Origin of the sequence: Aureimonas sp. D3 (assembly GCF_001463805.1) — a bacterium.
Taxonomy (GTDB): domain Bacteria; phylum Pseudomonadota; class Alphaproteobacteria; order Rhizobiales; family Rhizobiaceae; genus Aureimonas; species Aureimonas ureilytica_A.
Genome location: NZ_BBWM01000002.1, coordinates 59438 through 85644 on the forward strand (window position 1 = coordinate 59438; position 26207 = coordinate 85644).

25 protein-coding genes and 2 tRNA genes are annotated in these 26207 nt (G+C 64.1%); 12 read left to right on the top strand and 15 right to left on the bottom strand.

Annotated features, from left to right (window positions below; genetic code table 11):
- Positions 1–31 precede the first annotated feature (31 nt).
- Both AUL36_RS00450 and AUL36_RS00455 read right to left on the bottom strand, forming a co-directional pair.
- Positions 32–517 (bottom strand): Lrp/AsnC family transcriptional regulator, encoded by a 486-nt coding sequence (locus AUL36_RS00450; protein ID WP_058598993.1) that lies wholly within the window; start codon positions 515–517, stop codon positions 32–34.
- 55 nt (positions 518–572) lie between these two features.
- Complete coding sequence (locus AUL36_RS00455) at positions 573–1214, bottom strand: uracil-DNA glycosylase family protein (protein WP_062216804.1); 642 nt, start codon at positions 1212–1214, stop codon at positions 573–575.
- A 184-nt stretch (positions 1215–1398) separates the two neighbouring features.
- On the opposite strand from AUL36_RS00455, the gene AUL36_RS00460 reads away from it, so the two are divergent.
- From AUL36_RS00460 to AUL36_RS00470, 3 genes are read left to right on the top strand one after another with little or no spacing between them, the layout of a single operon-like run.
- On the top strand, positions 1399–2904 hold the full coding sequence (locus AUL36_RS00460; RefSeq protein ID WP_062216807.1) for a sensor histidine kinase: 1506 nt from the start codon (positions 1399–1401) through the stop codon (positions 2902–2904).
- A gap of 48 nt (positions 2905–2952) precedes the next feature.
- The gene (locus AUL36_RS00465) at positions 2953–3156 is read left to right on the top strand and encodes a DUF1289 domain-containing protein (RefSeq protein WP_062216810.1); all 204 of its coding nucleotides are present in this window, start codon (positions 2953–2955) and stop codon (positions 3154–3156) included.
- 1 nt (position 3157) lies between these two features.
- The gene (locus tag AUL36_RS00470; RefSeq protein WP_062216813.1) at positions 3158–3841 is read left to right on the top strand and encodes a retropepsin-like aspartic protease family protein; all 684 of its coding nucleotides are present in this window, start codon (positions 3158–3160) and stop codon (positions 3839–3841) included.
- A gap of 191 nt (positions 3842–4032) precedes the next feature.
- Here AUL36_RS00470 and dusA read toward each other — a convergent pair whose 3' ends face one another.
- A complete protein-coding gene (gene dusA, locus AUL36_RS00475) occupies positions 4033–5055 on the bottom strand; it encodes a tRNA dihydrouridine(20/20a) synthase DusA (protein WP_062216816.1) in 1023 nt (340 codons plus the stop codon).
- Positions 5056–5371: 316 nt separating this feature from the next.
- Here dusA and AUL36_RS00480 point away from each other — a divergent pair, with 316 nt between their 5' ends.
- The 7 genes from AUL36_RS00480 (at position 5372) to AUL36_RS00510 (ending at position 12956) form a co-directional block, all read left to right on the top strand.
- Positions 5372–5653 carry an acyl carrier protein gene (locus tag AUL36_RS00480; RefSeq protein WP_019996367.1) on the top strand — a complete coding sequence of 94 codons (282 nt, stop codon included), beginning with the start codon at positions 5372–5374 and terminating at the stop codon, positions 5651–5653.
- Between the two features lie 130 nt (positions 5654–5783).
- On the top strand, positions 5784–6980 hold the full coding sequence (locus AUL36_RS00485) for a beta-ketoacyl-ACP synthase (RefSeq protein ID WP_062216819.1): 1197 nt from the start codon (positions 5784–5786) through the stop codon (positions 6978–6980).
- A gap of 66 nt (positions 6981–7046) precedes the next feature.
- Positions 7047–8333 carry a beta-ketoacyl-ACP synthase gene (locus tag AUL36_RS00490; RefSeq protein ID WP_062216821.1) on the top strand — a complete coding sequence of 429 codons (1287 nt, stop codon included), beginning with the start codon at positions 7047–7049 and terminating at the stop codon, positions 8331–8333.
- Positions 8334–8351: 18 nt separating this feature from the next.
- A complete protein-coding gene (locus AUL36_RS00495; RefSeq protein ID WP_062216824.1) occupies positions 8352–9401 on the top strand; it encodes a zinc-binding dehydrogenase in 1050 nt (349 codons plus the stop codon).
- Positions 9398–10318, top strand: coding sequence for a lipid A biosynthesis lauroyl acyltransferase (locus tag AUL36_RS00500; protein WP_062216827.1), 921 nt, complete (start codon positions 9398–9400; stop codon positions 10316–10318). Before AUL36_RS00495 ends, AUL36_RS00500 begins: the two co-directional genes overlap by 4 nt.
- A 101-nt stretch (positions 10319–10419) precedes the next feature.
- Positions 10420–12375 carry a putative bifunctional diguanylate cyclase/phosphodiesterase gene (locus tag AUL36_RS00505; RefSeq protein ID WP_082655380.1) on the top strand — a complete coding sequence of 652 codons (1956 nt, stop codon included), beginning with the start codon at positions 10420–10422 and terminating at the stop codon, positions 12373–12375.
- Between the two features lie 251 nt (positions 12376–12626).
- Positions 12627–12956, top strand: a complete 330-nt coding sequence (locus AUL36_RS00510) for a response regulator (RefSeq protein ID WP_058600639.1) — start codon at positions 12627–12629, stop codon at positions 12954–12956.
- Between the two features lie 229 nt (positions 12957–13185).
- Here AUL36_RS00510 and AUL36_RS24115 read toward each other — a convergent pair whose 3' ends face one another.
- The gene (locus tag AUL36_RS24115) at positions 13186–13332 is read right to left on the bottom strand and encodes a hypothetical protein (RefSeq protein ID WP_192843391.1); all 147 of its coding nucleotides are present in this window, start codon (positions 13330–13332) and stop codon (positions 13186–13188) included.
- Positions 13333–13656: 324 nt separating this feature from the next.
- Here AUL36_RS24115 and AUL36_RS00515 point away from each other — a divergent pair, with 324 nt between their 5' ends.
- Both AUL36_RS00515 and AUL36_RS00520 read left to right on the top strand, forming a co-directional pair.
- Positions 13657–14607 carry a lysylphosphatidylglycerol synthase transmembrane domain-containing protein gene (locus AUL36_RS00515; RefSeq protein ID WP_062216831.1) on the top strand — a complete coding sequence of 317 codons (951 nt, stop codon included), beginning with the start codon at positions 13657–13659 and terminating at the stop codon, positions 14605–14607.
- A 527-nt stretch (positions 14608–15134) separates the two neighbouring features.
- Positions 15135–16808 (top strand): hypothetical protein, encoded by a 1674-nt coding sequence (locus tag AUL36_RS00520; RefSeq protein WP_062216834.1) that lies wholly within the window; start codon positions 15135–15137, stop codon positions 16806–16808.
- An 80-nt stretch (positions 16809–16888) separates the two neighbouring features.
- On the opposite strand, the gene AUL36_RS00525 is transcribed toward AUL36_RS00520, so the two are convergent.
- From AUL36_RS00525 to AUL36_RS00575, 11 genes are all read right to left on the bottom strand, one after another.
- Complete coding sequence (locus AUL36_RS00525) at positions 16889–18337, bottom strand: aspartate aminotransferase family protein (protein WP_062217160.1); 1449 nt, start codon at positions 18335–18337, stop codon at positions 16889–16891.
- A gap of 29 nt (positions 18338–18366) precedes the next feature.
- Positions 18367–19380, bottom strand: a complete 1014-nt coding sequence (locus tag AUL36_RS00530; RefSeq protein ID WP_062216837.1) for an NAD-dependent epimerase/dehydratase family protein — start codon at positions 19378–19380, stop codon at positions 18367–18369.
- Positions 19377–19820 carry an EamA family transporter gene (locus AUL36_RS00535; RefSeq protein ID WP_058600644.1) on the bottom strand — a complete coding sequence of 148 codons (444 nt, stop codon included), beginning with the start codon at positions 19818–19820 and terminating at the stop codon, positions 19377–19379. The genes AUL36_RS00530 and AUL36_RS00535 overlap by 4 nt, the downstream gene beginning before the upstream one ends.
- A gap of 86 nt (positions 19821–19906) precedes the next feature.
- The gene (locus AUL36_RS00540) at positions 19907–21262 is read right to left on the bottom strand and encodes an FAD-binding oxidoreductase (protein ID WP_062216840.1); all 1356 of its coding nucleotides are present in this window, start codon (positions 21260–21262) and stop codon (positions 19907–19909) included.
- A complete protein-coding gene (locus tag AUL36_RS00545; RefSeq protein WP_062216843.1) occupies positions 21255–22697 on the bottom strand; it encodes a UbiA family prenyltransferase in 1443 nt (480 codons plus the stop codon). Before AUL36_RS00545 ends, AUL36_RS00540 begins: the two co-directional genes overlap by 8 nt.
- Before the next feature lie 235 nt (positions 22698–22932).
- Entirely contained in the window at positions 22933–23235 is a 303-nt protein-coding gene (locus tag AUL36_RS00550; protein WP_192843755.1) for a YkgJ family cysteine cluster protein, read from the bottom strand.
- A gap of 180 nt (positions 23236–23415) precedes the next feature.
- A tRNA-Lys gene (locus tag AUL36_RS00555) sits at positions 23416–23491 on the bottom strand.
- Between the two features lie 139 nt (positions 23492–23630).
- Positions 23631–23706 (bottom strand) — tRNA-Lys (locus AUL36_RS00560).
- A gap of 126 nt (positions 23707–23832) precedes the next feature.
- Positions 23833–24252, bottom strand: coding sequence for a PilZ domain-containing protein (locus AUL36_RS00565; RefSeq protein WP_062216849.1), 420 nt, complete (start codon positions 24250–24252; stop codon positions 23833–23835).
- A gap of 190 nt (positions 24253–24442) precedes the next feature.
- A complete protein-coding gene (gene ilvC, locus AUL36_RS00570) occupies positions 24443–25462 on the bottom strand; it encodes a ketol-acid reductoisomerase (RefSeq protein WP_062216852.1) in 1020 nt (339 codons plus the stop codon).
- Entirely contained in the window at positions 25446–26129 is a 684-nt protein-coding gene (locus AUL36_RS00575; RefSeq protein ID WP_062216855.1) for a TetR/AcrR family transcriptional regulator, read from the bottom strand. The genes ilvC and AUL36_RS00575 overlap by 17 nt, the downstream gene beginning before the upstream one ends.
- Positions 26130–26207: the final 78 nt, after the last annotated feature.

Here is a 26207-nt window from a genome sequence, read left to right on the forward strand (position 1 = left end):
GCGCTGAGAGCTTGGGCCGTGCGGCGGGAGATCAACTCTCCCGCTGTTCCTTTTCAAGGATCATGTAATCGAGCGGCAGCTCGGTCGTGGTCTTGATCCGCTCCATGGCGAAGGCCGACGACACGTCGCGAATGTCGATCTTCGAGATCAGGCGCTTGTAGAAGCCGTCATAGGCGGCGATATCGGGCACGACGACGCGCAGGAGATAATCCACGTCGCCGCTCATGCGATAGAAATCAACGACTTCCGGAAACTCGTTCACCACTTCCGAGAAGCGCTTCAGCCACTCGGCCGAATGCGAATGGGTGCGGATCGAGACGAAGACGGTGACGCGCGTGTTGACCTTCTCGGGGTCGAGAATGGCGACGCGGCGCTTGATGACGCCCTCTTCCTCCAGCTTCTGAATGCGCCGCCAGCAGGGCGTCGTGGACAGGCCGACCCGCTTGGCGACATCCGCCACCGCCAGCGTCGCATCCTCCTGAAGCAGTCTCAGGATTTTCTTGTCCAAACGATCCATGGTTCGGCCTCACTCTCGCACAGAGACGTTTTGTACAACAGGACGCACGGCCTCGTCAGACCAGCGCAGCGATCCGGTGGCGCAGTTCGGGCAAAAACATTTCCTCGAACCAGGGATTGCGCAAAATCCATCCGCTATTGCGCCAGGACGGATGAGGCAGCGGCAGAATCACCGGGCCATTGCCGGCCTCATCCTTCCGATCCAGCCACGCATGGACGGTCTGCGTCATGCTTTGACCCGAGATGCTTACCCCGGCACGCGGCAGGTGCCAGCTTTGCGCGGCGCGGCCCACTGCCAGAATCAGGTCCAGTTGCGGCATGGCGGCGAAGACAGATGGATGCCACTGCCGACACTCCGCCCTCGGCGGCCGGTCTCCGCCCTTTGGGTCCGTGCCGGGAAAGCAGAAGCCCATCGGCACGATGGCGACCCGGCTGGCATCGTAGAACACGTCTTCGCCCACTCCCATCCACGCGCGCAGCCTGACGCCGGACGGGTCGGTGAAGGGCCGGCCGGAGCGGTCGGCGAGATTGCCCGGCGCCTGCCCCGCGATGCAGATTCGCGCGGTGTCGGATAGAACGAAGACCGGGTTGGGCTCGCGCTCCAGCGGTGGTCCGATGGGCTGGTCCCGACAGATCCGACATGCGCGAATGTCACGCCGGAGCGCATCGACGCTTGGCCTCGTTCTGCCGTTGTCCATGTTTTTCAAAGGCCTGCCTGCTGTTCGACCCGTCTCGTCCGGGCTTTCGAGGACGCCGCTCGTGCCGCATTTCGAGCGGCAATCGGGGGAAAGACGACTTCTTAATCCAATTTTTTAAGCTTTTCGCAAGAGCATGAGACTCCCGCGCTCCGGTCGCTCGAAACCTCGCTGTGTCTCTCGGTTCATGTCTCTTGCGCCTCCCCCTTCCCTGAACGAGACGCTGCCGCATCGCGGGCCGGCGACGCGTCGCGGCGATGTGACGGAGACCGTGCGTTCGGCGCGAGACCGGCTTCTGTCGCCCGCCGGCCTGCCGCCGCGCATTGAGCTGGCGCTTCTGCGTCAGCATGTCGGGCAGCTCCTGGTCGGGGTGCCGATCGTCTCGGGCCTCGTCGCCGTTCTGGCCATTGCGGCCGGGCTTCGTGAAGCGAGCTTCGCCTGGATCTGGATCGTCTCCCATTTGGTGGCCAGCGGTTTTCTGCTGGGCGTCGTCCTGCGCTTCGAAGCCTCGACGCGGCCGATCTTCCAGGCGCAGTCCTGGAAGCGTCTGTTTCTCGCAGGCCACTTCCTGTCCGGCCTGCCGTGGGCGCTTCTGTGGCTCTGGCCACTCTGCCGCAGCTGCGGCCCGATCGACACCAATGCCCTACTGTTTGCCACAAGTCTGGGCGCGATCGCGACCGTTGCGATGATCGGCGCGGCGCTCGGCGGCGTCGTGATCGCCACCTTCCTGCCGCTGGTCGGCGCGCTGGCCTTCCGCGCGACCACCAGCCAGGACGCCAGCGAGCAGGCCCTCTACGGCCTTCTGATCTGCGCCATCCCCTTTTTCACGCTCGTGGCGGATCGCCTGCGCCGGGGCTCGGTGGAGCGGCTTCGGCACCGGGCCGAGCGCGACCAGCTCGTGTCCGAAATCGAGACGGCCCGCATCCAGTCCGACGAGGCGCGCCAGCGCGCCGAGGAAGCCAATCTCGCCAAGTCGCAGTTTCTGGCCACGATGAGCCATGAGCTGCGCACGCCGCTCAACGCAATTCTCGGCTTCTCCGAGGTGATCAGCAACGAAATTCTCGGCCCGGTCGGCAACGAGACCTATCGGGACTATGTCAACGACATCCACCAGTCGGGCCAGCATCTCCTCGACCTCATCAACGAAATTCTCGACCTCTCGCGCGTGGAGGCCGGCCGCTACACGTTGAACGAGGAGCCGCTGCTTTTGGCCAACAAGGCGCGCGAGGGTATCGGCTATGTCCAGCTCAAGGCGGACACGAAGCGCATTTCCATCGTCTCGGAGTTCGAGCCGAACCTGCCCCAGCTCTGGGGCGATCCGCGCTCGCTGCGGCAGGTCGTGCTCAATCTCCTGTCCAACGCCGTGAAGTTCACGCCCGAAGGGGGGCGGATCGTCTGCCGCGTCGGCTGGACGGCGGGCGGCGGGCAATATGTCTCGGTGAGCGACAACGGGCCGGGCATCCCGGCCGAAGAGCTGCCGACCGTCCTCTCCTCCTTCGGCCAGGGATCGAGCGCCATCAAATCCGCCGAACAGGGCACCGGCCTCGGGCTTCCCATCGTGCAGGCCTTGATGACGCTCCACAATGGCCGCTTCGAGCTCCATTCGGAACTCGGGCGTGGCACGGAGGCCATCGCGATCTTCCCGCATTCGCGCGTTCTCGAAGTCATGCCCGCCATGCAGGACTTCGTCTGACGAAACCGTCACTTGCGCGCCTGAAACCCCACCCCCATTTTGGCTCCCATGTCCGCTGCGCCCGCTTCTGTCTCCTCCCCTTGCGTCCAAATCTGCGTGCTCGACGCCGTCAGCGGGTGGTGCGTCGGCTGCGGGCGCACGATCGAGGAGATCACCTCCTGGGGCGGCCTCAGCGAAGAAAGCCGCTTGGAGATCATGGGCGGCCTGCCGAGCCGGCTGGACAGCATGGAACCCCAGGCGGGAGCCGCCTGAGATGCGCGCCAGCTCTCCTCGCCTCGCCATCCCGAGCGTCCTTCTTCTCCTCGCGCTCGGTGGACAGGCCCTCGCCTTCGATGGCGAGCAGACGGCCTCCGCGCTTTATCTCGGCGTCTGGGCCGTGCTTCTGGCCAGCAGCGTTTTCGTCCTGTTCCGCTATCGTCTCGGCGAGGCGCTGCGCGCCATCGTGATCTGGGCCTTGGCCTTCCTGGTGCTGATCGGGGCCTATGCCTACCGGGACGAGTTCGGCGCGGTGCGCGATCGTATCATGGCCGAACTCTGGCCGGGCTACGCCGTCACATCAGGCACGGCGGGGGAGGTCATGGCTGTGCGCGCCGACGACCGGCATTTCCATGTCGATGCCATGGTGAACGGCCGGCCGGTCTCGTTCCTCGTGGATACCGGCGCCAGCGTCATCGCGATCGACCGCGACGTGGCCCGCAGCATCGGCATCGACCCGGATCGCCTCAGCTATTCGAGCCGCATCCGCACCGCCAACGGCGTGGCGCAGGCCGCCGACGTGACGCTGGACACTGTGCGCATCGGCGGCATCGAACGGCGCAATGTGCGCGCCGTCGTCACGGAAGGCTCCGGCATCGGCACGAGCCTTCTCGGCATGAGCTTCCTCGGCACACTCGGCTCGTTCGAGTTCCGGGGTGACCGGCTGATCATGCGGGATTGAAAGACTATTTCGCGAGACTGCCGAGGAAGAGATAGGCGACGATCGACAGATTGCCGACGAAGCCGATTGCGACCACGGCCCAGATCGCCAGCCAGACCGGCGAGCGCTTCGGCGGTTTGCCAGTGGTTTCGGATTGCGGATTGTGTGTCAGGGCTCGGCCCTCCTCACGTTCGGATTGCGGGAAGGAAGCCTCACGCTGCCGTCTCCGTCGGCGTACCGGTGAGGCTTACATACGAAAAGGCTTCCAGAAGAAGATCGGGCGTCGCATCCGGGCGGACGGCGCGCTCCGACAGGATTTGCCGCCAGCGGCGTGCACCGGGCTGGCCCTGAAACAGGCCCACCATATGACGCGTCACCTGCGACAGGCGCCCGCCCCGCGCCATATGCGCGCCGGCATAATCGGCCATGCGCTGGAGCAGCGCTGGATAATCGACCTCGGCCGGTGGGCGGTCGTAAACCAGCGGCCCCACTTCGGCGAGGTCGGACGGATTGCCATAGGCCCCGCGCCCCATCATGACGCCATCGAGACACTTCAGATGCTCGGCCGCCATGCGAACGCTGGTCAACCCGCCATTCAGCCCGATGAACATATCCGGCAGCCGCGCCTTCAATCTGACGACGCGGCTATAGTCGAGCGGGGGAATGTCGCGGTTTTCCTTGGGGCTGAGACCCTGGAGCCAGGCCTTGCGCGCGTGGACCCAAATCGCAGACACGCCCGCCTCGACCGCCGCGTCGGCCAGGGCGTCGAGCGCGGCTTCGGGGTCCTGATCGTCGACGCCGATCCGGCATTTCACCGTCACGGGAATGGAAACGGCCTGACGCATGGCCGACAGGCATTCGCCGACGAGCGCCGGCTGAAGCATCAGGCAAGCACCGAACGCGCCTGACTGAACCCGGTCGGACGGGCAGCCGACATTCAGATTGATTTCATCATAGCCGAAGCCTTCCGCGATGCGCGCGGCCTCGGCAAGCTTGGCCGGATCGGAGCCGCCAAGTTGCAGCGCCAGCGGATGCTCTTCGGAGTCGAAGCCGAGCAGGCGCTCTCGGTCCCCATGCAGAACCGCGTCTGCCACGATCATCTCTGTATAAAGAAGCGCATCGGGCGCGAGCAGCCGATGAAAGAAGCGACACCGACGATCCGTCCAATCGATCATGGGTGCAACGGCGAAGAGCGGGCCGGAGGCGTAATGCGAAGGACGGGCGGATGCGGGCATGGCGGCGTTCGGCTCTTGGGTTCGTCGGCGGCCATCCGGCAGAAACGGGCATTCCGTCTCTCCCTATTGTCGGGATCGCAGCACGGCTTTGTCTTTTGGCGTCTTTTCTATATGCGCAACAAGACACGCTTGCGCTACCCGTGCGTCGCATTCCACACTGGGGCGATCGTCGCAGGAACGATGAACGGTCCGTGCGCGGCGCGAACGGGGTGCCCGCGCTTTGCAAAATCCTCCCGATTGCCTATAGGGTCGCGACTCGATCAGCTAGAGACCGTGCTTCACAACGGACTCTCAGCCCCTCTCGAAGGAAACCGTTTTGACTTCAACGTTTGACCGGGTTGCCGACATCATCGCCGAAACCAGCGAGATCGATCGGGACAGCATCACCCCGGAAAGCCACACGATCGACGATCTGGGCATCGACTCGCTCGACTTCCTCGACATCGTTTTCGCGATCGACAAGGAATTCGGCATCAAGATCCCGCTCGAAAAGTGGACGCAGCGCGTCAACGAGGGCGAGGCCAACACGGAGGAATACTTCGTCATGAAGAACCTCTGCGCCAAGATCGACGAGCTGCGCGCCGCCAAGGGCGCCTGAAACTCCGATGCGAGGCGGGGCGCCCTTGACCGGCGCATCCGCCCCGAAGACAGGACAAGACGACGGGCGCGGCCCTTCCGCGCTTCAGGTCCGGCGGCGATCTGCCCCGGCTCGCGCTGAAAGACGACCCATGACACAAGCCGCCCGCGACGTACTGATCACCGGACTGGGACTGGTTTCCTCCCTCGGAGAAGGCGTCGAGGCTCATGTGTCCCGCCTGTCCGCGCCGGGTCCGCTTCAGCCGACTATCGAGGCCGAGCGCTTCGCGCCCTCCTTCGTCCATCCGCTGCCGCAGATCGACTGGAGCCGCCAGATCCCCAAGAAGGGCGACCAGCGGCAGATGGAGACCTGGCAGAAGATCGGCGTCTATGCCGCCGGTCTGGCGCTCGAAGACGCCGCCATTCCCGCTGACGAGGCGACCCGCGCCGGGATCGACATGATCGTGTCGGCCGGCGGCGGCGAGCGCGACCCGGATGTGGATGCGCTGGTCATGTCGCGCGCGCGCGGGCTTGATGATCCGCAGCCGCTCCTGAACGAGCTTCTGTCGAGCGAGCTTCGCCCGACGCTCTTCCTGGCGCAGCTGTCCAATCTTCTGGCCGGCAACATCTCCATCGTCCACAAGGTGACAGGCTCGTCGCGCACCTTCATGGGCGAGGAAAGCGCCGGCATGTCGGCGGTTCAGATCGCGAGCGCGCGTATTCGCTCGGGGCAGAGCCGCGTCTGCCTCGTGGGTGGTGCCTTTTCTGCCGAACGGCTGGATCTTCTCACCAATTACGAGCTCGGCGGTTTCCTCCTGCGCGATCACTGGTTGCCGGTGTCCGGCCGCTCGGGAGAGACGGCGGGCCTCGCGCCGGGCAGCATGGGCGCGTTCCTGGTGCTGGAAGACGCAGAACACGCGGCCGAGCGCCACGCGACGGCCTATGCCAAACTTCGCTTCGTGGCGGGCGATCGCGGCTCGCGCGAGGATGGGCCCTTCCGCAAGCGTCTGTCGCGGCTTCTGGATGAGGCCGGCGCGCGCGACGAGGAGCTTCTGGTTCTGTCCGGCGCGACGGGCCTCGACGGTGTAACGCAATCCGAAGCCGAGCTTCTGCGACAGACCTATCCACTGGCTGCGCATCGCGCCTATGGCACGGCGATCGGCCATGGGTTCGAAGCGCATTTTCCCGCCGGCGTGGCGCTCGCCGCCGCGCTTCTGGCGAGCCGCAAGATTCCGGCCGAGGCTGGCGGGGGCGAGGAACGCCCGGCCGATTTCGAGCCCAAGCGCGCGCTGGTGACCGGCGTCGGCCATGTGCGCGGCGAAGGCGTCTGCCTGATGGAAGCGGTCTGAGGCGGGTCTGCCGCCTTTTCTCGAACGATCGGCGCGCATGAGCCGCGCCTGAGACGGAAGACGATCATGGCTTCAAGCGATCTGGATTTTCTTGGCCGCCCGGTGGTCGCCGTCACCGGCATCGGCGTCGTATCCTCGCTCGGTCGGGGCGTTGCTGACAATTGGTCGGCGCTGGTCTCCGGCCGCTCGGGCATCCACACGATCACGCGCTTTGCGACCGACAATCTGCGCACCACGATCGCGGGCACGGTGGATTTCATGGGCGTCGAGCCGTGGAGCGGGATCGACCTGTCCTATGCGCTGGCGGAAGCCGCCGGCACCGAAGCCATCGCCATGGCCGGACTCGACACCTCCGCCTTCGACGCGCCGCTGTTTCTGGCCGCGCCCCCGATCGAACTCGAATGGTCGCAGCGTCTGGCGCTCGACAAGCTGACGGGCGAGGCGCGCGAGGACGCCGGTTATCTTCGGCTAATCGAACTGGCGCGCACGCATCGCTCTCGCAGCATCTACGACCTGACGCTGTTTGGCGGCATTTCGGAGCGGCTGGCCGACAAGCTGGGCACGCGCGGCCTGCCGGTCACACTCTCGACCGCCTGTGCGTCGGGTGCGAGCGCCATCCAGCTCGGCGTCGAGGCCATCCGTCGGGGCGACGCGGATCGCTGCATCGCCATCGGCACGGACGGGTCGGTCGGCGCGGAGGCCTTGATCCGCTTCTCGCTTCTTTCGGCGCTTTCCACGCAGAACGATCGCCCCGAGAAGGCCTCCAAGCCTTTCTCGAAGGACCGCGACGGCTTCGTCATGGCCGAGGGTGCGGGCGCGCTTGTCTTGGAATCCTTGAGCGCCGCGAAGGCGCGCGGAGCGACGGTACTCGGCGTCCTGCTCGGCGTCGGCGAAAAGGCGGATGATTTCCACCGCACCCGCTCCAAGCCCGATGGATCGCCCATCATCGCGACCATTCGCGCGGGGCTGGACGATGCGGGCCTTCAGCCCGGCGATATCGGCTATATCAACGCGCACGGTACCTCGACGCCCGAAAACGACCGGATGGAATATACCGGCCTGTCGGCCGTGTTCGGCGACGCGATCGGGAGGACGCCGATCTCCTCCAACAAGTCGATGATCGGACACACGCTCACGGCGGCCGGCGCGATCGAGGCGGTGTTCTCGGTGCTTGCCATGCGCGAGGGCACGCTGCCGCCCACCATCAACTACGACCAGCCCGACCCGGCCATTCCGCTGGACATGATCCCGAACGTCGCACGCGCGGCCGATGTGTCGGCAGTTCTTTCCAATTCCTTCGGCTTCGGCGGTCAGAACGTCTCGCTCGTCATCGGGCGCGAGCCGCGCGGCTAACCAGAAAAGTCATTTCCCATGCAGGCATTGCAGCTGGTCGGCGACAAGGATCTTCGCCGCGTCGAGATCGATGAGCCGGGCGCGCCGGGTCCGGGCGAAGTCACCGTGCGCATCAAGGTCGTGGCGCTGAACCATATCGACGTCTGGGGATGGCGCGGCATGGCCTTCGCCAAGCGCAAGATGCCGCTGACGATCGGCGCGGAAGCCTCCGGCGTGGTCGAGGCCTTGGGCGCGGGCACGTCCGGTCTCATTCCGGGCCAGCTCGTCTCGATCTACGGAGCGCGCACTTGCGGCCTCTGCAAGGCCTGCCGCGAGGGACGCGACAATCTTTGCGAGCATGTCTCGGGCGTCCACGGCTTCCATCTCGACGGCTTCGCGCAGGAGCGCGTCAATCTGCCGGCGCGGCTGCTCGTCCCCGCCCCTCCGGGCTGCGATGCGGTCGGTGCGGCGCTCGCCCCCGTCACTTTCGGCACGGTCGAACATATGCTCTTCGACAATGCCAAGCTTCAGCCGGGCGAGACGATCCTCGTCCATGCCGGCGGTTCGGGCATCGGCACGGCAGCGATCCAGCTCGCCAAGCGCCACGGCGCGACCGTCATCACGACGGTCGGCTCCGACGACAAGATCGAGCCGGCCAAGGCGCTGGGCGCCGATCACGTCATCAACTATCGCACCGATCGCTTCGAAGGCGTGGTGCGCAAGCTGACCAAGAAAAAGGGCGTCGATGTCGTATTCGAGCATGTCGGCAAGGACACGTTCGCCGGCTCCATGCTCTGCATGAAGCGCGGGGGCCGGCTCGTCACCTGCGGCTCCACTTCGGGCGTCTCCACCGAGGTCAACCTGATGATGCTGTTCCAGCAGCAGCTGAAGCTTCTCGGCTCCTTCGGCTGCCGCATGGAGAACATGGCCGATGCCATGCAGAAAATGGCGCGCGGTCTCGTGAAGCCCGTGATCGACACGGAAGTCGGGCTGGACGACATCGCGGTGGCGCTCGACCGGATGGAAGGACGCCGCGTCTTCGGCAAGATCATCCTCCATATGGATCGCGGGACGCTTCCAGCCGGATGAACCCGACGCTCGCCAAGGCCTGGAAAATCCAGAAGAAGACGCGTGACTATGTCGCCGCGAAGCTTCTCTTCGCCATTCTGCGTGTCCTGCGTCTCTTTCCAGCTCAGAAGGGTCTGAAGGCGGCGGACCGGCTGGCCCGGCTGATCGGCCCCCTCACCTCGCGCCACAAGCTCGCCCTCGACAACCTGGCTCTTGCCTATCCCGAGAAGGACAGAACCTGGATCGAGGCGACCGCACGCGCCAATTGGGGCCAGATGGGGCGCATCGCGGCGGAATACGTCTTCCTCGACGAGATCTTCGATTTCGACCCCGCCCGCCCGCCGGGCGAGGGCCTGATCGAGGTCGAGGGCATCGATCTCTTTCTGGAACTGCGCGACAGCGACAAGCCGATCGTTTTCTTCACGGGGCATCTGGGTTGTTTCGAACTGCTGCCGATCTGCGCGGCGACCTTCGGCCTCGAAGTCACCGCCCTCTTCCGGCAGCCCAATAACCGCTATATCGCCCGCGAGGTGCAGACCGCTCGCAAGACACGCGGCGGCCACCTCGTGCCGTCCAAGGCGGGCGCGGCCTGGGCGCTGGCCAGCATTCTCGACCGCCGCGGCAATGTCGGCATGTTGGTGGATCAGAAATTCGCCAAGGGCGCCCCGACGACCTTCTTCGGCCGCCCCTGCCGTACCAACCCGCTGCTGCCCAAGCTGGTGCGTCAGTTCAACTGCGACGTCTATCCCGCGCGCTCCATCCGTCTGCCCAATGGGCGCTACCGGCTCGAACTCCAGCCGCGCCTCGAACTGCCGAGAACCGAAACGGGCGAGATCGACATTCCCGCCAGTTGCCAGACGCTCAACGACGTCGTGGAAGGATGGGTGCGCGAGCACCCGGAACAGTGGATGTGGTTCCACCGACGCTGGCAGCTATAGAGCAGACCCGAGCGCCCAAGTTCCCATACGTCAGCTCCGCATGAGGCGTTAGAGAATATTAAGCGTTCTCTGGCTAGAGCTTATGTCAGAGGGAACTGCGGATGCTTCTGAAACTTGGGCGCAGATATGCTTCGACCGTCGCAGGGGCTATCAGCCTCCTGACGGTGGTTGGCTGCGCGAGTTATTACGCAAGCCAGATCGCGCTTCGACATCTCTTGGAGGACGAAGTCGGAGCGCGCGGGCAAGCCTTCGCACAGGTTCTTCTTCAGAACGAAACCGAACTCAACGCGTTGCTGACAGGCCTGTCGCGAACCGCCGATGCCGAGGTCAACGCGCGCATTGCCGGCAACGCAGCCAATCTCCTGAATTTCTCCATTTTCAACCGCGATGGCCAGGAGGTCTTTACGCCGCGATCGACGCAGAACGAATGGCTGCTGCGCGAGCGGCCGGGGGGCACGGCGACCGGCGTCACGCTTTCGCAAAGCACTGTCGGCCGGCCCAGCCCATGGATCGCGACGGAAGGGCTGGACGGCCCGCAGCCGACGGCCATCGTCCCGCTCGACCGCGCGGGTGAGAGGATCGGCTTCCTCTCCGTCAGCCCCGATATGGCACAGTCCCGCCAGAACCTTTCGGACATGGTTCGCTGGATGGCCTGGATCGTCGCGAGCGCGGCGGTCGGCGCAGTGGGCGTTCCTGCCGGCCTCATCTGGGCGCGTCGGCATCGCACGCAGCTCGCCAATGAGCGTATTCGGTTCCTGGCGGATTTCGACCCGCTGACGCAGCTTCTCAATCGGCAGCGGATGCAGAAGGACGTCGATCGCATCCTCGCCACCTCGCGCGCCACCCGCGAGCGCATGGCTTTGTGGGCGATCAATCTGGAAGGCCTGTCAGGCATCAACAGCAGCTTGGGCCAGGAGGTCGGCGACGAATTGCTGCGAGTGGTGGCCGACCGGATCGGTCAGGTCATGGCCAAGACCGATCTGTTCGGGCGCATGGGGGCGGGCGATTTCCGCCTCCTTCATCGCAGCATGACGGGGCCCGACGCGACGCTCGACCTCGTGCGCGCGATTCGCCAGCGGATGGAGCAGCCGGTGGAGATCGGCGGACATTCCATCGTTCCACGCGTCTTCATCGGCATCGCACTGGCTCCCGAGCACGGCCGCAGCTTTTTCGAACTCGCGCGTCACAGCGATCTGGCGTTGACCGTCTGCAAGGACACCAAGACAGCCTTCCACACGATCTTCGAGCCTTGGATGGACACGGAGGCCACGCGCCGCCGCCAGATCGAGCAGGACATGCGCACGGCCTTGAAGACGGGCCGGTTCGAACTGTTCTACCAGCCCATCGTGGCGGCCGGCTCCGGCATCCCAAAGGGCTTCGAAGCGCTGATCCGCCTACCCGACAGCCAAGGCGGGTATATCTCGCCGGCAGAGTTCCTGCCCATCGCCGAGGCGCGCGATCTCATCAAGCCGATCAGCGACTGGGTGATCGATGAAAGCATTCGGCAGGTTGCGCAATGGCCGGAGCATCTCTACGTCTCCATTAATCTCTCTCCGGCCCAGTTCCGCGACGACGATCTCTTCGAGATCGTGAAGGCGGCGCTTGATCGACATGGGGTCGACGGACATCGGCTTCAGATCGAAGTCGTGGAAACGCTGCTTCTGGAGCGCTCCGACGCGGTGCTGGGGCAGTTGCGCCAGTTGAAGCAGCTCGGCGTGTCCATCGCGATGGACGATTTCGGCACTGGCTATTCCTCACTGGGCTATCTCTGGCGCTTTCCCTTCGACACGGTGAAGATCGATCAATCCTTCATGGTCGCCTTCGACGCGGGCGAAGCGAATGTCCGGCAGATTCTGGAAACTATCGTCGCGCTCGCTCACAATCTGGGAATGCGCGTAACAACCGAAGGCGTCGAGACGCAGGAGCAGGCGCGCCTGCTGGCCGAGCTGGACTGCGACACGTTGCAGGGCTTCTACTTCTCGCGCCCCAAACCGGCGCAGGCGATCGATTTCGGGTCTCACTCCCCATCTGCAACGCCAGCGATTCGCGCGGCCTGAGGCTTTCGGGCCAGTACCCCGAACGGACCCGCCCTCTCGAAGATTCCCGTCGTCTCGCGCCGTTGATCAGGGCCTGTCGATAAAGCACATGCGGATCATTGGTCGCCCGCAAAACAATACCAACACTTGGATTATTGACGACTATTCATTCTGGTTAATACAGATTTACGATCGACTTGCATTATTTCTACATCCGGGCTGAACCAGATGGGCTACCGCGCATTCTTCTCTCGAGACAAGGGAGTTGTATCATGCGTATCCTGATTGTCGAAGACGAACCGCTGATCGCGATGGATCTGGAAGACATTCTCCAAGAGAATGCAAATGCGGATTGCGTCTGGGCGCGGGATGTCGCGAGCGGTCTTCTCCACGTCGCGCAAGGCGTGGACTTCGCGCTGCTGGATTTCGACCTTGGAGGTCAGACCTCCCTCCCCGTCGCGCTGCGGCTTCAGGCGCAGTCCATCCCGTTCTGCTTCGTCTCGGGCAGCCTATCGGATGTGCCGCCTTCCTTGAGACGCATTCCCAGCATTTCCAAGCCGTTTCGCCCAGCCGATATCAGACGGATTGTCGCGGCCGCTTGATGGTGCGCTCGCGCCATACGCTTCGCATCCGGTCCGAACGACCCAACCGTCTGGTATCCGCTCACAGACGCGCGGATGCCGGACGGCTTTTTTTCAGGATTCGTGAAGATTGGAAAAATGGGACGGCTCGACGCAGCGCCCGTCCTGAGCACACGCGAAAAGGCCGAAGCTCTCGAAGGAAAGCCTCGGCCTGAAAACAGACGTATGGAGCCCCTGAAGGATAAACCGCTTAGCGAGTGACATCCTTCACGGCCGCGCCAGTGGCATCGACCGTGTTGCCAACATCGCGTCCGACACCGCGAACAGTATTGGCACAGGCCGAGAGCGCCAGAACTGCAACAAGGGAGAGGGCGACGGAGGTGACGCGACGGGACATGCTGTGCTCCTTTGGAGGCTTTACGATCCTGCCAGAACGAAGAGCGCATCGTATGGTTCCCACAATTTCGTCACTTTCGCGACATGGCGCGGTCATGCAGGGAAGATAGGCACATTTTGGCTGGTTGATCGTAACGCACTGCGGCTTCGCTTGGGGAGGATATCCATCGGCGGGGACGTGCCACGCGGGGGCGGTTTTCATCAAACTGAAGTGTGCCGCGCCGCGTTTGCTTTGCCTTCACCATTTCAATGGCTTATGTGGCAGGGCGGAGGAAGGCATCAGCGCATCTTGCTGTGCTGAAGGCCTTGGCGGGAAGGGTATTTCATGAAGTTCAAGGATGCCATCTGGCCCCTGATCGGCATCGGTGCGGTGGTCTTTTCCTGCTGGCTCCTGTTCCGCGAAGTGCGCACGATCTCACTGGATCAGATCTGGGCGAGCTTCGTGGCGATCACGCCGCTGCAATGGGTCGGCTCCGTGGTATCCGCCATCGTCGCTTATATCTTCCTCGCCTATTACGATCGACTGGCGCTGCGCCATCTCGGCCGGTCCGTGCCCTTCCCCTTTGTTGCGGCCACGTCCTTTGCGACCTACGCCCTGTCGCACAATATCGGCGCGTCGGTTTTTTCGGGCGCCGTCGTGCGCTATCGCGCCTATCGCTCGCGCGGCTTGTCGGGCTCGGAAATCGCGCTTCTGATCGCCTTCTGCTCCTTCACCTTCGGCCTCGGCGTGCTGCTCGTCAGCGCGACCTCGCTTCTGATCAAACCCGATATCATCGAGCGCTATTTCGACATCCATTCCTCGGTCCCGGTGATCGTCGCGGGACTGATCGTGGTGGCGATCGCCTTCTATGTGTTCGGCAGCTTCAAGGGGTTCAAGCCGCTATCCATCGGCAAGTTCCATCTGCACTATCCCCGCCGCGACGTGGTGGTCCGCCAGTTGATCGCCGCTCCGATGGAGATCGCCGCCGCCGCCAGCATCATCTATTTCGCGCTGCCGCCCGAGCATAATCCGGGCTTCATCGTGGTTCTCGCGATCTTCGTCGTGTCCTTCTCGCTGGCGCTCGTGTCCCATGCGCCCGGCGGCCTCGGCGTTCTGGAAGTGACCTTTCTCGCCGGCCTGTCCGATGTTCCTGAGACGGACGTTCTGGCCGCGCTTCTGGTCTTCCGCATCCTCTATCTTCTGATCCCTTTCGCGATCGCGATCGTTCTGGTTCTCCTGTTCGAACAAAGCGCTCTCTGGCGTCGACGCTCGGCGGACACGCCGCCGCCGGTCTGAGACGCCGAAGCAAGTCTCAATCGAGAGGAATGGGGTGGACCCGACCCAACCCGTCGCTTTCGTGAGGGGACCTTAACCCTGCCGAGCGCAGAATGAGGATGAGCCGCTTGCATCGATCGGAGCTCACCGGATCACTGGCCTGACACGTCAGCCGCGCCCTCACACATCCATCCTGTCGCCAGGAGTGATGGGCGCGGAACGTGATGAGTGGCGCGCCAACCGATCGTCGCCTTGTCCTGATCGACTGAGCCAGCTTCGAGGAAACGGACGTTCTACAAACTCCGGCGCTCGGTCTTTGCGCGCCGATCGATCGGCGCAAGGCCGAACACTGCCGTCCGTGTCTTGGTTCGCCTGCTCGAGACATGTCCGGCGCGCCCATCGCGCCGTGCCTGTCTCAGCTCCTTGTTTTGCCGCAGGGTTCGGTGCGGGAGCCATTCCGCACAGGCCGGCCCTGCCCAGCGCCTGAGCTCCCGGATATGCCGACGCCGCCTCTCCCCCGCCCGATCGCCGGTCGACCGCATTCCGCGATGGGGTGGCTGTTTCAATGGGGCCAGCTTCCCCTTGTTCTAGGCGTTCTCGCCGCCTGCGCGCTCGGGCTTTGGCTGCCGCTCCACCTGCCGCTCGGGCCCTTCAATTGGGATACGGTGCTGTATCTCGACGGCGGCCAGCGTGTTCTCGACGGACAAATCCCCTCGGTGGATTTCTTCGCGCCAGTCGGGCCGTTGGGCTACTGGCTCTTCGCAGGTGGGCTAGCGCTATTCCCCAGCCCGCAGCCGGTGCTTCTGGCGCAGTGGATGCTGTTTGCGGTCACGCTGCCGCCGCTGCTGCCGACCCTGCTGCGCGTGCGCCCGGCGCTGGGCTGGGCATTGCTCCTGCCCTTCCTCTTCTTCCAGCTCGTGCCGCTGAATGTCGAGCAATATGGGCTTTTCCCGAGCTTCGACGGCTATGGCTTCTACAACCGCCATGTCGCGCAATTCCTGTACGTTCTCGTCACGGTGCTTCTGTTCGAACGGCGCGCGGGGCTCATCGTCTTCGCCGTTGCCTGGTGCTGCACGGCGCTATTTCTTCTGAAGATCACGGGCTTCGTCACGGCGGGGCTGATCTGCCTTCTCGCTTTTGCTGCGGGCCGCATCAGCTTGCGCGCCGCGCTCGTGGCCGCCACGCTCTTTGCGGCCGTCCTCGCCGGGCTGGAACTCACGACCGCTCTCGTCAGCCATTACATCGGCGACATCGTCTCGCTGGTGAAACTGAACGAGGGCGGTCTCGCGTCCCGGCTCCTTCAGGCGGCGTCCCTGCATTTCGGCACGTTCGGTTCCGGCTGCGCGCTGCTTCTGGGCCTTGCGATCATCGAGCACCCGGCCGCGCGCACGAGCCTGTCGAACCTTCTGCGGCGGCGCGACCAAGCCTCGCTATCCGCCTTTTTCGATCAGCCGATCGTCTGGCTCGGCGTACTTCTCGCCTGCGGCATTTTCTTCGAATCGCAAAACACGGGCGATCAGGCCTTCATCTTCCTCTGGCCGCTGCTCCTGCGCATTTTCGAAACGCCGGCCGCGCGCCGACTGCCGATCCTGATTCTCATCGGGGCCGTGGCTCTGCCGCCCTTCGTCGGCATCGCGCATCGCCTGTCCCGCGCGCTGGTCGGGCAGATGCAATATGTCGATCTGGACCGGCCGCAGCTCAAGATCCTCGGCCAAGTCGACCAACGGCCCGAATTGCTGGACCGCGCCCGCGAGGGACTCGACATCCTGCGCGGGAACAAGAGCCTTTATGAGGCCTATGCTGGCGTCGGCCTCCTGCCCTTCTACTCGCTCTATGCCGATATCGACTTCCAGATGACTTGGCTGCTGGCGACCGACGATGCGGTGAGCGCCATCAAGGCCTTCGAAGCGCGCGAAGGCGTCCGGTTCGAGACGATCATGGCGCTCAACTTCGTCAATCCCTATCCCTATCTTCTGGATCGCCACGCGACGCGGCGCATTCCCATCGGCGCCGACCCGACGCGCGCCGTCCCGAACCCCGACGCGGACACGATCGAGGCCGTCCGGAACACCGATCTGATTCTTTATCCAACCTGTCCGGTGACGCTCGCCAATATGCGGCTGCGGGAAATCTATCAGGCCGGCCTCGCGAACCATCGCGAAGTGAAGCTGTCGGCTTGCTGGATCGGCTATGTCAGGACCCCGCACCAGCTTCGCCCCTGACGAGCCATCGAAACACCGCCGACAAAAAAGGCCGGGTCTGCGAGGACCCGGCCTTTTTGGATTGGATCGGAGAAGCGCGATCAGCCGATCTGCGTCTTCACGAAATCCTTGACGATCGACACAATGCCCCGGCCGAGAAGCCCGTCCAGCGCGTCGCAGAACTGATCGACATTCTCGTGCGTGCAGATCAGCGGCGGCTCGAGCCGGATGACGTTGCGATTGTATTCGGTGAAGGCGACGAGGCAGTCGTAATCCTTCAGAAGGAGCGCGCCGACGAAGCCCGACAGCGAGCCTTTCAGCTTGTCGTCTAGCAGGGCTACCATGGGCCGCAGCGCGAAGGGCAAGGTCTGCGAGAAGTCGTGGAACTCCAGCCCGACCATCAGTCCACGCCCGCGCACATCCTTGATGATGCTCGGATACTTGGCTTGAAGCGCGGTGAGCCGGTCCTTCAGATAGGTGCCGACGGCCGCCGCATTGCCGATCAAGTCCTCGTCATAGAGCGTGTTCAGCGCTTCGATCGAGGTCGCGCAGCCCTCGCCGATGCCGCCGAAGGTCGCATGGGCATGGATCATCGCCGTCTTCGGCGTGCCATAGGCCTTCATGTAGACGTCACGGCGCGCGACCATGGCCGCCATGGCCGCCTTGCCGCCGCCGAAGCTCTTGGCGAGCGCGGTCACGTCCGGGATGACGCCGTGATGCTCGAAGGCATAGAAGCGGCCGGTGCGCCCATAGCCGCACTGAACCTCGTCGGCCACCCAGATGACCTTGTGCTGGTCGCACAGGGCGCGCACGCCCTGCCAGTATTCGGTCGGCGCCTCGATGATGCCGCCGCCGCCCTGCACGGTTTCCAGAACCACCACGCCGACATCGGGGTCGGAGCGCACCACGGCCGTCAGCGCCTTCAGGTCGCCGAAGGGAACGCGGTACGTGTTTTCGACCAGCTTGAAATCGCCGCGATAGAGCGGCGAATCGGTGAGCGAAAGGACGCCCTTGGTCTTTCCGTGGAACGAGTTCTCGGCATAGACGATCTTGCAATTGGTGCGGCCCGAGGCGCGCTCGGCGACCTTGATCGCCGCTTCCATAGCTTCCGAGCCGGACGAGCCCAGGAACACCATATCGAGATCACCGGGAGAGCAGCTGGCGACGTTCTTCGCCAGCGCCGCCGCATATTGCGATAGGAAGGCGATGGCGATCTCGTGGCGCTTCTCGTCCTGGAACCGCTGGCGCGCGGCCAGGATGCGCGGGTGATTATGCCCGAAGGCGAGCGAGCCGAAACCGCCGAAGAAGTCGAGGATCTTCCGCCCGTTCTGGTCGATGTAATACATGCCCTCGGCACGCTCGACCTTCACCTTGTGAAAGCCGAGCAGCTTCATGAAATGAAACTGGCCGGGGTTGATATGCTCCTTGAACAGATCGGCCATGGTGGCGACATCCATCGCCTTGGCCTGTTCGAGGGAGAGCATGGCAGGCTTGGGCGGCCCGCGGCGAATGGCGGGCTCCTCGGCCGCGTCGAGACGGGGCGTCGGCATGGTCGGGCGATCCAGCATCGAAAAGGTCCTTACTCGGCCGGATGGGGGAAGGCGGAGCCGGGGGCCGAGCGGCCGTCCTTCTTCGCGCGATATTCGGAATAGGCCGCGATCAGCATGTCCTCGTCGCGATACTGCGGCACCCAGCCGAGGTCACGCTTGCCCTTGGAGACGTCGAGAACGCACTCCTCGTCGGCGATCAGATATTGCTCGGGGTCCATGAGTGGCATGTTCAGCCAGTCAAGAAAGTCGAGCGTGCGCTTGACCGCAAAGCCCGGCGTCGGAACGAGAATCGACTTCGATCCCGCATGGCGCACAAGGTCGCCCAAGAGCTTGCGCACCGGCGGGGGGTTGAGCGAGCCGAGATTGTAGGCCTCGTTCGGCACGCCCGCCTTCCAGGCAAGGCGCGCGGCCTCGGCGCAGTCGAACACCGAGATGAACTGATAGGGGTTACGCCCCGAGCCGATCATCGGCACCGGCAGATGGGCGTCGATCAGCTTGAACAGCTTCTCCAGAATGCCGAGGCGCCCTGGGCCGATGATAAGACGCGGGCGGAAAAGCGAGATGCGCATTCCGCGCTCGCGCCATTCGGCCGCCAGATGTTCGGTGTCGAGCTTGGACTGACCGTATTCGCCGAGCGGAGCGACCGGGTGATCCTCGGTCATCGGCGTGGTCACCGTGTGGCCGTAGATCATGTCCGTGGTGAAATGGACGAGCCGGGAGGCACCCGCCTTGTCCATCGCCTCGATGATATGTTTCGTGCCGTCATAGTTGACGGGGTAGAAGAAGTCGTGCCGCTTGGCGCGCACCTGGATCGGCGAGAGCATTTTGGCCGACAGATTGTAGACCATGTCGCCCGGCGCGATGGGCGCCCGCATCACGGCCTGACGGTCGGTCACGTCTAGAGACATATGCCGGGCCTGCGCATAATGCGGCAAGTCGCTCTTGGCGATGTCGAGAACGACCACCTCGGCACCCTCGTCCACCAGCTTCTGCGCCAGATGACGGCCGACGAACCCGTCTCCACCAAAGATGACGTGTTTCATTTGCGGGCTCCTTCGATCGAATGGATTTTCGCTTCGGCAGTCAGCGGGGCGACATCCTCGCCCCCACGCGTGCCGGCCTTGGCGATGAAGACGGTACCGAGGCAGATCAGCGCGATGCCGCCGACACGGGCAAAACTCATTTCCTCACCGAACAACGCCCAGGCCGCAAAGGCCACGACGACATAGGCGAGCGAGAGGAAAGGATAGGCGTAGGAGAGTTCGACCTTCGACAGGACGAAGAGATGCGAGGCCATCGACACGACGAAGGTCAGAAGGCCGATGAAGACGAACGGGCTGAACACGATCTGGAGGATCTTCAAGATCGGGTTGACGCCCGCAAAGCTCAGAGGCCCCAGCTGCATCATTCCGTATTTCAGACAGATCTGCGCCGCGGCGTTGGTGAAAACCGTGAAGAGAATGAAGGGGATGTAGCGGCTCATGGGACTTCCATCCGTTCGGGTCGCCGCAAGATGACGCAGCGTTACCCTTATCATCGTTAACCGAGGCGAGTTTTTTGCCGGCAGCCTCAACAAAGTCTTTCCGAAGTGGGTGCGTGTTGAGCGGGTTGCGGCAGCGCAAGGGCCGTTCGCCGCCAGAAGTCGGAGACAACAGCGGGATCGCGCAGCGCCTCCAACTCTCGCCAGCGCGGAAAGGATGCCTCGAACGTCTGGGCCGACATGCGCGCGTCCTTGTAGGGATTGACCCGCCCGCCCGCCCGGCGAACGATCGCATCCAGCGCCTCCAGAAGGCGCTCCGTGCGCTCGCCCAGATGCGGGAAATCGAGCGTCAGCGTGTAGCCCTCGCGCGGGAAGGACAGGAGCCCCGGACTGATGGACGCTCCGAAGCGCTTGAGTACGGTCAGGAACGAGCCCTGTCCATGCGCAAGTGCGGTTTCCATCAGTTCACGGACATACTCATGCGCGCCTTGCAAAGGCACAACGCTCTGGTGCTGGTGCAGACCCCGCGGGCCATAGAGCCGGTTCCACTGACCGACCCGATCCAGCGGGTAGAAGAAGGCGTCGAAGGGCACGGTGCGTTGGCTGACGCCCGCCTTGGCCTTGCGGAAATAGGCTTCGTTGAAAGCGCGCAGGCCGAGGCCCCGCAAGGGGCTGATCGGAGGTGTGAAGGGCACATTGGCGATCGGCGCGCGGGCAATGCCCACGCGGTCCCCCGCTGGCGCGTGATCCCCACAGATGAGATGCCCTCGCCCGAAGGATCGACCGGCCGCCAACGAGTCGATCCAAGCCACGGCATATTCATGGCTCGTGTCGGCCTCTTCCGCCGCCTCGAAATAATCCGCCAGCCGGTCGAAGCGATGCGTCGTCTCGACAATCGACAGGGAGCCGACGCGCATCAGGCGAAGCCGCAGCCGCGTGACAAAGCCGGTCAGGCCGAGGCCGCCAATGGTCGCGCGGAAGAGATTTCCGTTCTCAGTTTCGGAGCAGTGAAGCACTGCGCCGTCGGAGCGAACAAGCTCGAAGCTCTCGACCCAAGAGCCGAACGTGCCGCGCCGATGGTGGTTCTTGCCATGAACATCGTTGGCGAGCGCGCCGCCCAGCGTCACGAACTGAGTGCCCGGCGTCACCGGCAGAAACCAGCCGGAGGGCGCGACCGCGCGCGTGACATCGCACAGGAGAACGCCCGCGTCGGCGTCGAGCAACCCGGTCGAGACATCGAAACCGTGAATGCGCGGGTGCGCCGACGGCGTCACCAGCCAACCCGAATCGTTGAGGCAGGTGTCGCCATAGGAGCGGCCATTGCCATAGGGCAGCACGGTCGCCACGGCTCTACCAGCGCCAAGCCGTCCCGCGAAGGGCATCCGCTCGCGCCCGCCGGCCGGGGCCGCAATCGTGCGCCCCCAAGTGTCGCCGGTCTCAGCCATAGGCAGCGGCCAGGAAGAGCAGCGCGCCGCAGCCGACCATGATCTGCGAGCGCCAATCGCGCAGGATGAAGACCACCGGATCGTCGTGCATCTCGTTGCGCTTGGCCAGAACCCAGATGCGCACGATGATGTAGAGAACCAGCGGGCAGAGCGGCCAGATGAGATAGGGGTGGGTCTGCAACTGCCGGATGGCGGCGCTATCGATATAGAGCGCGAGAACCACCACCGAGGCGAAGCCCGAGGCCATGCCGGCCTGCGCCAGCGTGTCGAGATCGGCCGAGACATAGCCGCGCCCCGTCGTCTGGCGCGAGGCGCCCTCGCCGAACTCGGCGAGTTCCACATAGCGCTTCACCAGCGCCAGCGAGAAGAAGAAGAAAAGCGAAAAGGCCAGGAGCCAGAAGGAGCCGACCGTATCGGCCGCCGCCGCGCCCGCCAGAATGCGCAACGTATAGAGCCCTGCGAGGGTCAGGACGTCGATCAGCAGCATTCGCTTCAGAGCGAAGGAATAGGCCGTCGTCAGAACGAGATAGATCGCAAGAATTGCGGTGAACTCGATGGGCAGCGCGAGGCTGAGACCAAAGGCCGCCGCAAACAGCGCCAGCCCGGCCGCGACGCCGGTCGGGATCGGTACGAGGCCACTGGCGAAGGGACGCCGCCATTTGGTGCGATGGCGACGATCAGCCGTGAGGTCCAGAAGGTCGTTGAAGATATAGACCGACGAGGCGGCCATGGAGAAGCAGACGAAGGCGAGGACGCCCTGCATCACCATCAACAGGTTGAGGAATTCGTGGTTGAGGCCGATCGGCACGAAGATCAGGACGTTCTTCATCCACTGATGCGGGCGCATGGCTTTCAGAAGTCCGCGCGCGACATGGCCCTCGTCCCGGATCAGGCGGCAGTCGCGCTCGGCCTCGCGGTGCCAGCGCGCGGCGGCGCGGTCCGGCTGCACGACCGTCACCGTCTCGGCCGCATCGAACAGGCAGAGATCGTCGCGCGAATTGCCGACATAGTCGAAGGCCCCGCCCTGCCGGTCGGCGCGGATGCGGTCGAGCTTGCGCTCGGCCGAGAGGTTCTCCTCGCGGCTGCTGGCGATCACCTCGTCGAAGAGGCCGAGATGATCGGCGACGCCCTGCGCCAGCCGCTCGTTCGAGGCGGTCGCCAGAACGATATGCCGGCCAGCCTCGCGCTCGGCCTGAAGAGTCGCGACGACCTCTTGCCGGTAGGGCCAGATCGCGGGATCGACCTCGACGCGCTTCGCCAACTCGTCTTTCAGGATCGCCTTGCCGGCCAGCGCCCAGCCGAGGACCTTCCACGCTTGCAGAGGATGCTGGCGCGCGAACAGGAACAGGCTTTCCCACAGCAGGTCGCTCTGGACCAGCGTCCCATCCAGATCGACATACAAAGGCCGATCGGCTCTCGCCAGAAGCGTATCCATCGCAGACAGCCATCACCCAAGGTGGAATTCGAATTCTATCGTTCCACCCGCAGGGGTTTCAGTCGCGTAAATGCAAGGCTTACTTTCGTGTGAGCTCGGATTGACGTTAAGGAAGTCCTGCGCAGACCGGGCGAATGGGCGGGATAGGCGAGACCGGGCCAGCCCTTGCGGAGCGGAGCCACCGGCGAAGCAAAAGTGCGCATCGGCCCGCCACCAGGCACCGCCCCTATTGGCGTCAGGCCAGTCCCCAAGCGGCGCGGGCCATCAGACATTCCTCGTCGCCCGGCTGGCAGGTGTGGCAGACATGCGGGCGCAAGAGATAGATCCCGCAGGCCGTCCCCTCCCCCACTTTTCCCGTCAACGCACAACAGCGGTCATCCTCGCAGCGCATTCCCGACAGGTCGGCAGCCACGAGCTCGGGCGGAATGCGGTCGAGTTCCTCGTCGGTCTCGGTGGAAAAGCGCGGCCATTCGGCGGAATAGCTGCAACAGGCGCCGCAGCTCTGACAATCGAAACGACCAGGATCGATCGAACTCATGTTTCCTCGCGATCCTCTTAGACGGCCTGCCATGCAGCTTGGCATAGCCGTGCCGAAGGATGACAGCCGACTCACCGCCAGCCATGTGTCTAGGGCTGAGAGCAGCCGAGGCCGATACGGATGGGCCTACCCTGAAAAACGAAAGGCGCCCTATCAGGCGCCTTGCTCGGTGTCGTTAAATGGTGGGTGATGTAGGGATCGAACCTACGACCCGCTGATTAAGAGTCAGCTGCTCTACCAACTGAGCTAATCACCCGGACCAACTAGTTCTTCGCGTCATCGCGAGGCCTCGAAGAAACCTCACGCCAAGCTCGAACGAGACAAAACGTCGTCATTCCTACAGATCGCCTTATCCGACCCCGCAAGACACCATGGCATCCTGTCGTCCAAATAAGTGGTGGGTGATGTAGGGATCGAACCTACGACCCGCTGATTAAGAGTCAGCTGCTCTACCAACTGAGCTAATCACCCGAAGCAGATTGTGATCCGCTCTTCAGTGCCGGTCGGCGTCTGTGAGGCGGTGTATAGGCACGAGAGCCCAACCTGTCCAGCGCTTTTTTGCCGAAGACCCGCTTTTCTTCGAGATCTCCCCCTGTCCTATCGCCCGCTCCAAGGCAAGCGCGAGACGATGGAATAGGGCAGCGGGCGGGCCTGGATGCGTAAGCTGGTTTCCTGTGACACACTGGCTTGCGCAGCGGCGCGGGCGGCCGAGGTGACGGCGATTTCGTCTTCGACATCCTGTTGCGCGTCGAGGAAGTGGATGCCAGCAAACAGCTCGCGGCGATACACCAGCTTGGCCGGACGAAGGTCCTCCTCCCCGATTCGGAACTCGAACTGACGGGGCAGCGGCACGGCCGTATCGATGGTCAGCAGCGCGCCCGTCGCCGATATGTTGCGAACGATGCAGTCGACCGTCGAGTAGCGATTGTTGAAGAGGATTTGCGCGCGCTTGAAGATGCGCGTGCGAGGCGCGACACGGCGCTCGCTTCCGTCCGAGTTCAGCTCTGCCACCGCCATGGTCGTGCCTCATGACCCAATCGTTGACATGTTCTAACAGCTGAATCGTTTTCGGACTCTGAATCCAGTAGTTCGACTTGCCGTGCTTAACGCAACGGAAAAGCCCGCCGGCGCGCTGAGGCATCCGGCGGGCTCATCATGACGAACCGCACCCCGACGAAACGGGGTGCGACCTAGGAGAAGACGAGGCTTAGTTGCGGGCCTTATCGACCAGCTGGTTCTTGGCGATCCAGGGCATCATACCGCGCAGCTTGGCGCCGACTTCCTCGATCTGGTGCGAGTCGTTGACGCGGCGGATGCCCTTGAAGCGGGCGGCGCCGGAACGATACTCCTGCATCCAGTCGGAGGTGAACTTGCCGGTCTGGATGTCCTTGAGGACACGCTTCATCTCGGCCTTGGTCTCGTCCGTGATGATGCGCGGGCCGGTGACGTACTCGCCCCACTCCGCCGTGTTCGAGATCGAGTAGTTCATGTTCGCGATGCCGCCCTCGTAGATGAGGTCGACGATGAGCTTCACTTCGTGGAGGCACTCGAAATAAGCCATCTCGGGGGCGTAGCCGCCCTCGACCAGCGTCTCGAAGCCGGCGCGGATCAGCTCGACCAGACCGCCGCAGAGAACGACCTGCTCGCCGAACAAATCGGTCTCGCACTCTTCCTTGAAATTGGTCTCGATGATGCCCGAGCGGCCGCCACCGACGCCGCAGGCATAGGAGAGCGCGAGGTCGAGCGCATTGCCCGAAGCGTCCTGATGGACGGCCACGAGGCAGGGCACGCCGCCGCCCTTCTGGTATTCGCCGCGCACCGTGTGGCCGGGGCCCTTGGGCGCGATCATGACGACGTCGACGCTCTTCTTCGGCTCGATCAGGCCGAAATGGACGTTGAGGCCGTGAGCGAATGCAATCGCCGCGCCGTCGCGCAGGTTGTCGGCGATCTCGGCCTTGTAGATGTCGGCCTGCAGCTCGTCCGGCGTCGCCATCATGAGGAGGTCGGCCCAGGCCGCGGCTTCCGCGACGTTCATGACCTTGAAGCCGTCGGCCTCGGCCTTCTGGCGCGTGGCGGAACCTTCCTTCAGGGCGATCGCGACGTTCTGCGCGCCCGAGTCCTTCAGGTTCAGCGCGTGGGCGCGGCCCTGGCTGCCGTAGCCGACGATCACGACCTTCTTGGACTTGATCAGGTTCAGATCGGCATCGCGATCATAATACACGCGCATGGACGTTTCCTCTTTCGTTGTTGGATGCGGCCGGAGCCGTTGGATGTGCCCCGTGCAGGGACAGGAACTGCTGCGTCGCGCGCCGGGCGTCCCGGTCGATCTCCGCGTCAGTGATGGGGGTGCGATCGCCGAGCAGAAGGCGGATCTGAAGGTCGCGCACGACGAGGCCGAAGAAGGTTCCGAAGGCCTCGTCCGCCGTCTCGAAATGCAGGAGGCCCGCTTCGCTGGCGAGTTCGAGGAAGGGGCGCAGCCGGGCGCGCAGGGCGACCGGGCCGTTCTCCAGGACGATGAGGCCGAGATCGTGCTTGTCGGTTCCCGCCTGGCCGACGGCGACGCGGTTGAGCGCGATCGAGGTGCGGCTGGCGATGACATGCAGCCAGTCGGAGGCGAACTGCTCCAGCCCCTGCACCAACGATTCCGGGCAAAGCGTCTCGCGCCGGACGGGCAGCGCCCTCACCTTCGCGGCCTGCCATTGCACCGTCGCGGTCAGGAGACCGTCGCGGCCGCCGAACCATTTGTAGAGCGTTTCCTTGGAGCAGCTGGCGCGCCGCGCGACGGCCGTCATGGTCAGCTTGTCGCCATCCTCCACCAGAAGCGACAGGGCCGCGTCGAGAACCGCCTTCTGGCGCTCGCTCAGGGCCTCGTCCATGGGCAGGATCGCACTCATCGCCACTCGCTCTGGCCGGCCGCAGAACACGTACCGTACGTTACGGTTCGCACTACACAAGCCCGCCCGCGGAGGCAA